At 52.2% G+C, this 13,232-nt stretch carries 11 protein-coding genes and 1 pseudogene; 8 read left to right on the forward strand and 4 right to left on the reverse strand.

The window, feature by feature from the left end:
- Positions 1-18 precede the first annotated feature (18 nt).
- Positions 19-1,194 (forward strand): amidohydrolase, encoded by a 1,176-nt coding sequence (locus HRU78_00780; GenBank protein QOJ22358.1) that lies wholly within the window; start codon positions 19-21, stop codon positions 1,192-1,194.
- A gap of 396 nt (positions 1,195-1,590) precedes the next feature.
- Here HRU78_00780 and HRU78_00785 read toward each other — a convergent pair whose 3' ends face one another.
- The 4 genes from HRU78_00785 to gdhA form a co-directional block, all read right to left on the reverse strand.
- Positions 1,591-2,679: a calcium-binding protein gene (locus HRU78_00785; GenBank protein QOJ22359.1), complete on the reverse strand. Its 1,089-nt coding sequence runs from the start codon at positions 2,677-2,679 to the stop codon at positions 1,591-1,593.
- Between the two features lie 227 nt (positions 2,680-2,906).
- Positions 2,907-4,157: a multifunctional CCA addition/repair protein gene (locus tag HRU78_00790; GenBank protein QOJ22360.1), complete on the reverse strand. Its 1,251-nt coding sequence runs from the start codon at positions 4,155-4,157 to the stop codon at positions 2,907-2,909.
- A gap of 23 nt (positions 4,158-4,180) precedes the next feature.
- Complete coding sequence (locus HRU78_00795) at positions 4,181-6,097, reverse strand: lytic transglycosylase domain-containing protein (protein ID QOJ22361.1); 1,917 nt, start codon at positions 6,095-6,097, stop codon at positions 4,181-4,183.
- Positions 6,098-6,230: 133 nt separating this feature from the next.
- Entirely contained in the window at positions 6,231-7,574 is a 1,344-nt protein-coding gene (gene gdhA / locus HRU78_00800; protein ID QOJ22362.1) for an NADP-specific glutamate dehydrogenase, read from the reverse strand.
- A gap of 423 nt (positions 7,575-7,997) precedes the next feature.
- Here gdhA and HRU78_00805 point away from each other — a divergent pair, with 423 nt between their 5' ends.
- From HRU78_00805 to HRU78_00835, 7 genes and pseudogenes are all read left to right on the forward strand, one after another.
- On the forward strand, positions 7,998-8,792 hold the full coding sequence (locus tag HRU78_00805) for a hypothetical protein (protein ID QOJ22363.1): 795 nt from the start codon (positions 7,998-8,000) through the stop codon (positions 8,790-8,792).
- Positions 8,793-8,840: 48 nt separating this feature from the next.
- Positions 8,841-8,981: an RHS repeat protein gene (locus tag HRU78_00810; protein ID QOJ22364.1), complete on the forward strand. Its 141-nt coding sequence runs from the start codon at positions 8,841-8,843 to the stop codon at positions 8,979-8,981.
- Positions 8,978-11,770: an RHS repeat protein gene (locus HRU78_00815; GenBank protein QOJ22365.1), complete on the forward strand. Its 2,793-nt coding sequence runs from the start codon at positions 8,978-8,980 to the stop codon at positions 11,768-11,770. The genes HRU78_00810 and HRU78_00815 overlap by 4 nt, the downstream gene beginning before the upstream one ends.
- Before the next feature lie 72 nt (positions 11,771-11,842).
- Positions 11,843-12,151: pseudogene (locus tag HRU78_00820) on the forward strand (RHS repeat-associated core domain-containing protein).
- Between the two features lie 68 nt (positions 12,152-12,219).
- The gene (locus tag HRU78_00825) at positions 12,220-12,411 is read left to right on the forward strand and encodes a hypothetical protein (GenBank protein ID QOJ22366.1); all 192 of its coding nucleotides are present in this window, start codon (positions 12,220-12,222) and stop codon (positions 12,409-12,411) included.
- 14 nt (positions 12,412-12,425) lie between these two features.
- Positions 12,426-12,734, forward strand: coding sequence for a hypothetical protein (locus HRU78_00830; GenBank protein ID QOJ22367.1), 309 nt, complete (start codon positions 12,426-12,428; stop codon positions 12,732-12,734).
- 249 nt (positions 12,735-12,983) lie between these two features.
- Entirely contained in the window at positions 12,984-13,196 is a 213-nt protein-coding gene (locus HRU78_00835; protein QOJ22368.1) for a hypothetical protein, read from the forward strand.
- The last annotated feature ends 36 nt before the right edge of the window (positions 13,197-13,232 follow it).

Raw genomic sequence — 13,232 nt, forward strand, 5'->3', positions numbered from 1 at the left:
ACCAATTACTGACTGACTATGATCATTCCTGCAGAAATCCGGGTGCTGCATGCCGACATGCAGCGCTGGCGCAAACACATTCATCAACATCCGGAAACGGCATTCGAAGAAACCGCAACAGCCCGGCTAATAGCCGGGCAACTGCAACAAGCCGGAATCGAAGTTCATCAGGGCTTGGCAAAAACCGGCATCGTCGGCGTTTTACGCCGCGGCGGCGGCAACAACAGCATTGCGTTGCGCGCCGATATGGATGCGCTCTATATCCAGGAACAAAACCGTTTCGATCACGCTTCGTGCCACGACGGCAAAATGCACGCCTGCGGCCACGACGGACATTGCGCCATGCTGCTCGGTGCCGCAAGTTATCTCGCCAAGTACGGCCGTTTCGACGGTACCGTGTATTTCATTTTTCAACCGGCGGAAGAATGCCGTGCCGGTGCGCATCAAATGATCAACGAAGGCTTGTTCGAGCAGTTTCCGGCGCAGCGGGTGTTCGGCATGCATAATTTTCCGGATATCCCGGTGGGGCATTTTGCCGTCAAATCCGGCCCGATGATGGCGTCGTTTGATTGCTTTGCAATCACCTTAAAAGGTCAAGCCACCCACGCGGCCATGCCGCATCTCGGCAACGATGTGCTGGTTGCTGCGGCACACCTGATCACGCAACTGCAAACCATCGTCAGCCGCCGCATCGATCCCGCCGATGCAGCCGTGGTCAGCGTCACGCAAGTGCATGGCGGCAATACCTGGAACGCGTTGCCGGATTCGGCCGTGGTACGCGGCACCTTCCGCAGTTTCAAAAATTCCGTGCGCGAACAACTGGAACACGGCATCCGCCATCTGGCTGAAAGCACCGCTCAGAGCTTCGGAATTCGCGCCGACATCCAATTCAACCCCGATAATCCCGGCTACCCGGTCACGCTCAACAGCCCCGCTGAAACTACCGGCGCCATCCGCGCCGCTACCGCAGTCGCCGGTGAACAATGCGTCAATACCGCACCGACCCCGAGCATGGGCGCCGAAGATTTCGCCTTCATGCTGCAACAAAAACCGGGATGTTATATCTGGATCGGCAACGGCAGCTCGGATGGCAGTTGTCTGTTGCACAACCCGAACTACGATTTTAACGACGAGATTCTGCCGCTGGGTGCGGCGTATTGGGTTAAGCTGGTGGAGAATGAGTTGGCGGATTAATCTAAGTGCTGAGCGCTCTTTCAGGAAGGGATGCCATTCGGTATCGAAGTGAACAAGCTCACCGGGGTAAGACTTGGATAGCGTTTGGTTGCGGGCTTGAGATGTTCCTGGGTGATTTGTGCAACCTTAGCCAAGTGTTTCAGGCCGTACTGCAACATCTTGAGCGATGATTGATACTGCTGTTACGCAGGGTAAATTTCTGCAATCCGGTGCGTTTCAGTATGGCATAAACGTTGACCGGCTGACGTGGAAGCGTTCCGCCAAACTACCTTCTGCAGCCGGGCGTGATATAACCGCCAGATCTCCTGGTGATGGTGATCCAATAAGGTCAAGTGAGTGTTTTTATGGTTGTTCATCTACAGTATTCTTCCGAATACTGTAGACAACGCAAAGAGATTAAATAAACTCTACACCGGTTTGCTGCAGTCCGACCAGATTGATGTTCGTTGCATTGATATCCGAGTTGGCCGCGATTTCGAGCAATTGCGCTTGCGTCATTGAGCCGCCGCTACCTGTCAGCAATCCCACATAAAAATTGTGATCCGCCGGGGAAGGCGCGCTGCCCACTACATTCTGGTACACGAGATCGACAAAAGCGTCGTTGCTGGGATTGCCCAATACGCCGACGACGAGTTGCGCGACTTGCAGCATACTTTGACCAGAATCGAACAAATTGAGACCAACGCCGACATAATCCGGATGTGCCTGAATGGTCGGCGCGTCGAACGCGGCACCGATGAGTTTGACGGTGTTGCCGGCCGATTGTCCGGTGCCGAGGTCGATGGCGATTTTTTTGTCGGCGAATTGAAAGCGTTCGATACCGGTTAAGCTATCGTTACCCTCCGCTCCCGTAACACTGAGCCCGGAGCTAGTGCCGCTAACCGTATAATTTGCGCGGTTGCTGTGATAGATTGCGGTATCGATACCCAAACCTCCGCCCAGGGTATCGTTTCCGCCCAACCCATCCAGGGTATCATTTCCGCCGGAAGCCAGAATGTAGTCATCGCCGGAGGTGCCGGTCAAATTGTCAGGGCCATCAGTACCGGAGAAAATGTTACTGGGTACTGTAGCGGTCTTGCCGGCAAAATTTGTCGGAGAATTGATATCAGTGGAACTATCGGGATTCAGCGACTTGATTCCGTCAGTCGGTAAGCTGGCGTAAGTGATCTTGCCGCCAATCATTCCGGGAAAATTCACCGTGCCGCTGCCAGTGAACAAAAAACCGTTTGGCACAATGTAATCGGGTGTTACGATGCCCAAATCCGCGAATCCCTGGCTCGCAACCAGCACCGTCTTGTTGAGAGTCGCCTCGCTGGGGAGGTTCGTAGGAATGGTGTAGGTATTCGTGGTGACACCGTTTGTCGAAGTGATGGTATGCCCGGCCCATTCATCCTGATCATCGGCATCTCCTTTAAACTCAATGAACTGAACGGTTCCTGCAGCATTGGAATATACTTCGTTAATATGGAATATGTGAAATGTCATGTTCTCCTCCCTTTCTTGTCCCGAAATTTGGCAATCGATCGATTAAAGTCATTGACATAATACACGATAAGCGAAAGTGAAAAACATGATCTTCATGATGAAGCATTCTTTTCGAACTAAACGAATGATTATCTGTTGAGTGCCTTGCTATGGGAGGCGATGCGGTAATGGGGGTGGTGAGAAGAATCCCATCGGTATCATCACTACCGTCTTTCGTCCGGTAAGATTTAATGAGCTGCCGAATTTAAGCTGAAGGCGGTTTTTATTCTGGCAATGCGCGCTTCGCGCACACTGGCGTTGATAGCCACGGGTAATTCGGAGGAATCGGTGATGCGCTGACGTAATCCGGCTGCAATTGCACCGGCGTCGACGCTTTTGGCTGCGCCATAGGCGTGCTGAAACCGTTCCGCTGGCACATAAGGTTTCGTTGCATAGCCGGGGCGGCCATGAAAATCGCACGCGCAAGCCTGCAGGAATTCGTCGAAGCGGCCGGGTTTGCGGTAAGCATCGACCGCCTGCAACATATCCGCCATGGTGGATGGTCTCAACGCTTCCGCCCGGTGTACGTCGCCGTGATAACGGGCGACCAGCAAGGCAAGGTCACGCACATCCTTGGGCGCGCGGATGCGTTCGCATAAATTCTGCGTCAGTTCGATGCTGCGCGCTTCATGACCGATATGGCGCGGCCATTCCTCGGGCGGTGTCGTGCCTTTACCCAGATCATGCGTCAGGGTGGCAAAACGCACCGGCAGTGAATAGTTTTGCGCGGCGGCATAATCGATCGCCAGCATGATATGCACGCCGGTATCGATTTCCGGATGTGCATGCGCCGGTTGCGGAACGCCGAACAGCACATCGACCTCGGGCACGATGCGCGCCAGCGCGCCGCATTCGCGCAACATGTAGAACATCCGTGCCGGATTTTTTTCCATCAACCCGCGCGACAGTTCCTGCCACACGCGTTCCGGCACCAGCGCATCCACTTCGCCGTTATGCACCATATCGCTCATCAAGGCGAGCGTTTCTGGAGCGGCGTGAAAATTGAAACGCGCCGCAAAACGCGCCGCTCTGAGAATGCGCACGGGGTCTTCGGAAAAGGCGGGGCTGATGTGACGCAGAATGCCCGCTTCCAGGTCGGCCACACCGTTAAAAGGATCGATGATATTGCCATCTTCATCTTTGGCGATCGAATTGATGGTCAGGTCGCGCCGCGCCAGATCTTCTTGCAAAGTGACTTGCGGCGAAGTGAACACTTCAAACCCTTTGTAGCCGCGCGAAATTTTTCGTTCCGTGCGCGCCAGTGCATACTGCTCGTGTGTTTGCGGATGCAAAAAAACCGGAAAATCCTTGCCGACCGGACGATAGCCAAGTTGCACCATATCCTCGGGTGAAGCGCCCACCACGACATAGTCATGATCCTTGACCGGCAATCCAAGTAGCTCATCACGTACGGAGCCGCCCACAAGATAAGTTTTCATGATTTGTTTTGGCAAATAAAAAGTTACTTGGCTGCGCGCACAACGCCCAGGCGCTCCTTGAGCGTCGGCGCATCGTGTCCATGATCGAGAACCTTGGCGTAGTACACCGAATTCTTCAAGACCTTTTTGACGTAATCGCGCGTCTCGTTGAACGGGATGGTTTCCGCATAAATCGCGCCTTCCAGCGGCACCGCATTGTCACGCCAGCGCTTGGCCCGGCCCGGCCCGGCATTGTAGGCGGCGGAGGCCAGCAGCGGCTGATTATCCAATGTGCTGAGCACATGTTTGAGATAATACGTACCCAATTGCAAATTGGTATTCACGTCGACCACGAGATGCTGACGGAAATTCGCTATGCCCAACCGTTTGGCAACCCATTCCGCAGTCGCGGGCATCAACTGCATCAAACCGGCCGCTCCGGCATGCGACTTGATGTCCGCAATAAAACGGCTTTCCTGGCGGATCAAACCGAACACCCAGGCTTCGTCGAGCTCATGCTGCTGCAGAACTTTTTTGAGTGTTTCACGGTGCGGCGACAAAAAGCGCAAATTGAAATCATGCTGCGAAAGGGTGCGATTAGCGGTATTGATGGCACGGTCGTATAAGCCCTGGCGGCGGGCGACTTCCGCCGCGGCCAGCAGCTCTGCATCACTGAAATTCCGCGTCGTCCAGCTCCATTCCCGGTACGCTTCGGTGCGTAAATTCATGCGCGAAAATGCCAAAGCGCGCTGAATTCCGGTTTTGCGTTCCATTGCGGATACTTCGCCGTTGCTGACGCGGTAGGTTTTTTCCGCGATGCTGAGCGTGGCGCCCAGTTCTTCTCTGGCCAGTTGACCGTAAAAACTGTGCTCGTCGCTGAGCGGAATAAAAATCTGATTGGCGTTCAGCGTTTTGCCTTTTGCCTTCAACGCGCGCGCTTTCCAGTAACGCCAGGTATCCGTGTGCTGCTCGGCCGGTGACAGCCGGTCGATGGTTTTCAGCACTTCACTCCAATCGGCGACTCGCAAGGCGGCACGCACCTGCCACGCCAGCACGGTATCCGATGCCGGGTAGGGATGTGCGGTATTTTGCGCTTCTCTGAACCAATCCAGGGCGCGCGGATCATGCCGCATGGCGGCGCGATGTCCCAATCGTGCCAGAAAATATGAGCGATCGGATGCGGTGAGCTGGTTCTTGATTTTCAGCCATTGCTTATAGGTCTGATCAGTATCGTTGCGCAGCAGGCGTAGCAATGCAAACAAGACAATTTCACGATCACTGCGCGTGTGGATTTTTTGCTTCAAAGTATCCAGGTAGCGCAGCGGATTTTTCGCGGCATTATTCAACTCGGTGCTGTTTAACGCTTCGTGACTGGGTAAATAGCGATTCACGTGAGTAGCCACACCGGTTTGACCTTCTTCCAAAGCTGAGCGGATCCGGCTCCAGATATCTTCCAAAGTGATCTTTTTGCTGTAAATGAGCGCTTGAAAAACCGGGGTGCAGCTATCCGGCAAGCTGGACGGTGTAAACCATAATGCACGCGTGCCGGTCAGCACGGCATTATCGTTGGCGTTCAGACGGCGTTGGTAGTGATAGCACAATAACTCGGTATCTTTATGGACCACTAAAGAATACTCGGCATCGAAAAGCGGCCATTGCTGATTCTTGCCGAGCATTTTGAGCCAGTCGCCGCGCAACCGGTCCGCGACCAGATCGCTGTCGTAACGTGCCAGGAAGGAGCGGATTTGCGCGCTATCGGCGGTGCGCAATGCCATGCGCAACTGGTAATACTCGACATAAGGCCACAGCACATGGCGCTGCAGCCGTTTCGCGTAATCGTCGAGAAGTTTGACGTTGCCCGATTGGAAGGCATCCCGGGCGCCGAGGAAATCGCTGTCCTGACTTGCCGCTGATATTCCAGCGTAAGCTAATAGTATCAATACAAAAAGAAAATTTTTCATGGCTATTAACCGTGCGGACTCACTGACAAGATGGAAAAAACGCTGGTTGATATTCTACAATGAATTCGGGCTCTCACAGCAGCGCTGTAAGAGCCCGAAATCCACTTCTGATTCTAACTATGACGAACTGGTTTTAGATCACACCTTGACCGAGCATCGCCTCAGCCACTTTGACAAAACCGGCGATATTCGCACCGTCGACATAGTTCACGCTGCCGTCGGCTTTGGTGCCGTATTTCAGACAGGATTTGTGGATGGCTTGCATGATTTCCTTCAGGCGCGCATCGACTTCTTCGCGCGTCCAGGACATGCGCATGGCGTTCTGACTCATTTCCAGACCGGATGTCGCGACGCCGCCGGCGTTACTGGCTTTGCCTGGCGCATAGAGCACTTTGTTGTGCAGGAAGCATTCGACGGCTTCCGCGGTCGACGGCATGTTGGCGCCTTCGGCGACGCAAATCACGCCATTCTTGACCAGTATCTTTGCATCTTCGCCGTTCAATTCGTTTTGCGTGGCGCACGGCAACGCGACCTGTACCGGTACATGCCAGGGTTTTGCACCCGGCAGATAGGTGACATTGACCCGTTTGGCGTATTCATCGAGGCGCGCGTACAGGTGGTTTTTCACCTCCGCCAGAATCGCCAGTTTCTCGGCAGTGAAGCCCGCTTCGTCGACGATCGTGCCGCTGGAATCGGATACGGTCACCACTTTAGCGCCCTGCGACATGGCTTTTTCCACGGCGAACTGCGCCACATTGCCGGAGCCGGAAACGGAAACGCGCATGCCATCGAGCGAGCGCCCCGCGTGTTGCAGTATTTCCTGGGCAAAATACACCGTGCCGTAACCGGTTGCTTCCGGGCGGATCAGCGACCCGCCGAAACTCAATCCTTTACCGGTAAACACACAATCCGCGCGATTGGATAATTTCTTCATCATACCCGCCATGAAGCCGACTTCACGCCCGCCCACGCCGATATCGCCCGCGGGCACGTCGGTATCCGAGCCGATATGACGGAACAATTCACTGATGAAGGCTTGGCAGAAACGCATGATTTCACCGGGGCTTTTGCCTTTCGGATCGAAATCGGAACCGCCTTTGCCGCCGCCCATCGGCAATGTGGTCAGCGCATTCTTGAAAGTCTGCTCAAACGCCAGGAATTTAAGAATCGACAGATTCACTGACGGATGAAACCGGACACCGCCTTTGTAAGGACCGATGGAAGAACTATGCTGGATGCGGTAACCGCGGTTGACCCGGACTTCGCCGTGATCGTCCACCCAGGACACACGAAATATAATCACCCGCTCCGGTTCGACCAGCCGGTCCAGCAAGCCGTGCTCGGCGTAGCGCGGATGTTCCAATATGAACGGCCACAAACTTTCAATGACTTCCGTAACTGCCTGCATATACTCCGGCTGATTCGGATTGCGTTCGGCGACATACGCGCTGAACTCCTGAAGACTCTTATATTTCATTTTATTTCCCCGGTAAATGAAAGGTTATCTGCAAATAGGCCAATTTTGCCAAATTAATGTACAGGCTGCACTGTATTTTTTATTAAAAAGAGTATTTTTTAGAAGTTTTTTCTTACATGAAGTTAGATTGAAATATCTATCCTTCTTATCAAGGATAGGTGATCGAGCTGTCTCGTTCATCAAAGAATCAATCTATGGAGAAAAACTGAGGAATAGCGGATAAATAGACTGCTATTTAGCGCATTGATTTAGAAAGATAGTTATAAGATTTCTTGCTTTTAAGAATCTCACATTTCATTCTGGGGTGCTTCAAGCACTTGTCACATAGCGATAATTGCATTCTTTTACCGTTTTGTGGGCGGATGTATTCACTGCTTCACCCGCTGAAGCAATAGCCAATCAACAGTTGTCTAGGGGATAGTTATGACGGGAAGTTTTGTTTGCAATAAATCGAAACAACTATTGATGGGTCTTTTTTTCCTCTTTTCTATCGGAAATGCCAGTGTATATGGGTTTGAGCGAGGACCGATCATAAAAGTCCCACTAGAACCTTCTGCACCTAATTACTACACGTCAACAGCACAAAATGGTTGTGAGCACCAAGTCACTCTCTTAAGAGGTACTCCATTCTATCCTGTGCCGGGTCCAAGTACCGCAAACATTCTTAGCATGTTTACAATTCCCACTGATCAAAACGGTCATTCAATTACTTCTGGGTCGGCATCAGCATATCGGTGTTATGCAAAGGTGCAACAGATTTCTCCGTCGCAGACTTATGATGTGCTTGCAGTATGGCAATATCCTGTATGTAATGTAGGAGACCCTGTTAGCACTATAACTAGTGAAACGATCTGCACTATCCCCGATACCATTCCAGATAAAGGTATCAACGCAGGTCAACCTCAATCAGGCTCATGTATCGGAAATCCCGTGAATACCGCTACGGGCAACAAATACGCCGAAGAAGTCGACATTGTATCTTCTGGAGGTTTGAGTTTTTCCCGATACTACAACGCTAAGGGTTTATCTGGCGGCTCTTCTGCAGGCTCATCCTGGAATCATTCTTTTCAACGCAGCCTATATGTCAATCCCAAAATCATAACAGCTACGCGTCCTGACGGCAGGACGGCATATTTCCGATTGACAAACTCAGTTTGGATCAATCAGCAGGCCGGTGGCGATGTGCTGGCTCAAATTGTTGGTGGAAGCGGCTGGTAACTGATCACTGCCGACGACACCATAGAAACCTACAATTCTTCCGGCAAGTTGCTATCGATTTCAAGCCGCGATGGCCGCACGCAGACGCTCAGCTACGATGCCAATGGCCGCCTGAGTACACAGTCACCGATGACACCGGGCGTGCACTCAGCTTCACCTACGATGGCTCCAGCCGCATCAGTACAATGACTGATCCGGCAAATGGAATTTATCAGTATGCTTATGATGCCAATGGCAACCTGACATCAGTCATCTATCTCGATGGCAAAGCCCGCACCTACCATTACAACGAAGCTGCATACACCAGTGGAGCCAGTCTGCCGAATGCGCTGACCGGTATCACCGACGAGAACGGTATTCGCTTTGCCACTTATACCTACGACGCACAAGGCCGTGCGGTTGTGACCGAGCATGCGGGCGGGGTGGAGCGGTATGTGCTGGGGTATAGCGTGGACGGCAGCAACACGATGGTCACCGATCCGCTGAATAGTCAATACACGCACCATTTCCAAACGATTCTGGGTGTGGCCAAGAGCACCGGCCAATCGCAACCGGCGGGTTCGGGTTGTAGTGCCGCGTCTTCTGCGATTACTTATGGCGCCAACGGCAATGCCGCCAGCCGGGCCGATTTCAATGGCAATAAGACCTGTTATGCGTATGATCTGGCCCGGAACCTGGAGATTGCCCGGGTTGAAGGGCTGAGTAGCGGCAGTAGCTGCCCGGGAGATCTGTTTAGTTATACACCTGCTGCCAACAGCAGCGAGCGCAAGATTCTCACCGAATGGCATGCGAATTTCCGTCTGCCAATCAAAATTACTGAAGCCGGAAAAGAAACCGGTTTTGGTTATGACAGTTACGGCAACGTTACGCAGCATCAAATTAAGGACACCGTAACGAATGACACACGCACCTGGACGACCGGATATTTGTATCACGCCAGCATTCCCGGTGTGATCCTGCAAAAAACCGAGGACGGGCCGCGTACCGATGTCAGCGATGTAACCACCACGAATTATTTTGCCCCTGATGCCACCTGTGCTGGCGGCCATAAAGGTTGCCGCGCACAAGTTTCAAACATCACCAATGCCTTGGGACATGTCACGCAAATCACACGCTACAATGCGCATGGCCAGCCGGAAGAAATCATCGATCCAAATGGTTTGACCACCGTCTTGACGTACGACGCCCGGCAACGGCTGCTGTCACGAACCGTTGGCACGGAAATTACCGGCCACCAGTACGATAACGCCGGCCAGCTCAAGAAAATCATCCTGCCGGATAACAGCTTCTTAAGTTACACCTACGATGCCGCGCATCGTTTGACCGATATGGCCGATAACCTGGGTAATCGCGTGCACTATACGCTGGACGCTATGGGTAACCGCACCAAGGAAGAGCTGTTCGATCCACTCAATAACCTGACCCAAACCCGGCAATGCGAATTTGACGCCTTGAGCCGGTTATGGAAAGACACCGGTGCGCAAAGCCAGATCACGCAGTATCGATATGACGCGCAAGGCAACTTGAAACAAACCAGCGATCCCTTGCTGCACACCGTGGCTCATCAATTCGATGCGCTTAACCGCCTGACGCAGACCATCGATCCTGCCAATGGCCACACCCGGCAAGAACGCGATGCGTTGGATCAAATCACCCGCGTATCCGATCCACGCGATATCGCTACGACCTACACCTACAATGGTTTCGGCGATGTGATTCAGGAAGTCTCGGTTGATCGAGGCACAACTGCGTATACCTACGACTCGGGCGGAAACTTAAAGACCATGCTGGACGCGCGCGGCATCATGCACACCTACAGCTGGGATGCGTTAAACCGGCCCACGCAACGTACGCACTCCACACCGCCTGCCGGTGTGGCCGCCACAGCCGCCATTTCTTGGAGTTACGATACCGGACCCAATGGCATCGGGCGGCTGATCGGCATGACGGATGAATCCGGTAGCACCGGCTTCAGCTACGATCCATGCGGCCGCTTGCTCACCAAAACACAAACCGCCAAGATCGTTAGCGGCAACGGTAATGCCATCAACTACACGCAAGCGTTGAGCTACCAATACGACAGCGCTGGTCGTGTCAGTCAGACGACTTATCCTTCGGGCATGCAAATCAGCACTTCATATGGCGCCGATGGCCGCCCGAGCGAAATCTGCGTCAATGGTAACCTGCTGCTGGGTAATATTGTTTACCAGCCATTTGGCGCACCGAAAAGCTGGACCTGGGGTAACGGTCAGACACATATCCGCAGCTTTGACCAGGACGGTCAGCTCAAAACCCACCCCGTCGGCAGCGATACCCGCACGCTGACCTACGATGCGGCCAGCCGTATCATCAACACGGCGGATACCAATAATCCGGCGTACAACCGCAGCTATGACTATGACGCGCTGGATCGCCTCACCAGTCAGTCGGACAACAGCGGATTCAAATTGTGGGGCTATGACGCCAACAGCAACCGCGCCCAGGCGCAATTTGGCGCCACCGGCTATCCGTACACAATCGCGAGCACCAGCAACCGCCTGCAAACCGTGGCCGGGCCGGTGATGAAAACATACAACTACGATGCCTCCGGCAATCCGCTGAGCGATGGCGCCACCACGTTTACCTGGAATGCTGCCGGCAAACTATTATCGACGGTCAAGAACGGCAAAACGCATGTGTACAGATACAACGCGCTGGATCAGCGTATCAGCAAGAATGGTCCGCTGAGCCCGAACTTTTTCTTCTTCTACGATCCCGCCGGGCAATTGATCGGCGAATATAAAGACAACGCTGCTACAACCACACCCACCGATGATTGGCTGGTGCGGCAGGAAACCGTCTGGCTGGAAGATATTCCGGTGGCCGTGATCAAGAAACCCACCGCAACCGGCCCGATCCAGGTGTACTTCATCCACACCGACCACCTCAACACTACGAGAGTGATCGTGGATCAAGGTAACACCATTGTTTGGCGCTGAGACAACACCCATGCGTTCGGTGCTAACTTCCCTGACGAGGACCCGGACAGCAACGGGCAAGCCTTCGAATACAACCCCCGCTTCCCGGGGCAGTATTTCGATAAGGAAACCAATCTTCACTATAACTATTTCCGCTATTATGAACCGGAGACGGGACGGTATGTCTCACCCGATCCCATCGGATTGGCAGGGGGAGTGAATCTCTATGGGTATGCAAACGATAATCCCCTATTTTATATTGATCCTTATGGATTATTGAGTTTTGATTTTGACCAATTCGCTAGTGATATCCGAGATAATCGTTCTGGTACGGCAGTAAATTTAGCGACATTAGGCTCGACCCTTACATTTGGCACAATGCCAAGACTCCTTCAGAGTTAAGAGGTTTGGGTGTACCTAGAAATCAGATGAATCCTACAACTAACCAGTTGAGCCGATGGAATGGTAGGTTGAACAGATTAACAAATGGTGCTACAGGTAGAGTTTTGCGAGATTTTGGTAGAAAATCCAGTGTAATAGCTGCAGGTACCTTAGCGACTGGAGCCTTGCTTGTTGATGGTTTTTATAATTGGGCAGTTATTTTCAAAGCTGCATATGATGCAACAAGTTTCAATGAATCTCATGGAAAAAATTGCAAATAAGTGAGGAGGTTATAGTGAAAATTAATGATGCTATTCGTCGAAAAGCACTTCAACGGCTTGCTAATATTTTTAAGATTTCTATTGATTCATTACATGGTGAAATGCGGTTTCAAGATTTAAAAGCAAGCTTTGTTTCTATTTTCAAGAGAAATGAATTTGATATTATTCATGATGATATTCGCGATGTTGCGAACGCTCAGATTATTAAAAAATTAGAAAATGGTGATTTGGAGATCAAGACTGTCGATGATTATATTAATCATATGATTTGCTGTTACTCAGATAATCCAAATATGGTAATAAACGTTTTAGGAGAATTGTAGAAGTATCTATCACTGTACATTTCACGATTATCTTAGGGATAAATAATCGGATCAGGCGAAATGTACTGCCCAGTCTGAGCAAATCAGTTTGATACACTGGATCGCCTGATCCAAGTCAATGATCCGAGGAACGGCCAGATACTGCAGGTGCAAGACGCACATGCACAAATATAACGCCCAGATCAACGTATCAGCAAGAATGGCCCGCTAAGCCCGAACTTTTTCTTCTTCTACGATTCCGCCGGGCAATTGATCGGCGAATATAAAGACAACGCTGCTACAACCACACCAACCGATGACTGGCTGGTGCGGCAGGAAACCATCTGGCTGGGTGATATTCCGCTGGCCGTGATCAAGAAACCCACCGCCACCAGCCCGATCCAGATGTACTTCATCCACACCGACCACCTCAACACCCCGAGAGTGATCGTGGATCAAAGCAACACCATTGTTTGGCGCTGAGAAAACACCCATGCCTTCGGCGCCAATCTACCCAAC

Source organism: Gammaproteobacteria bacterium (assembly GCA_015709635.1).
Taxonomy (GTDB): Bacteria; Pseudomonadota; Gammaproteobacteria; order Burkholderiales; family Nitrosomonadaceae; genus Nitrosomonas.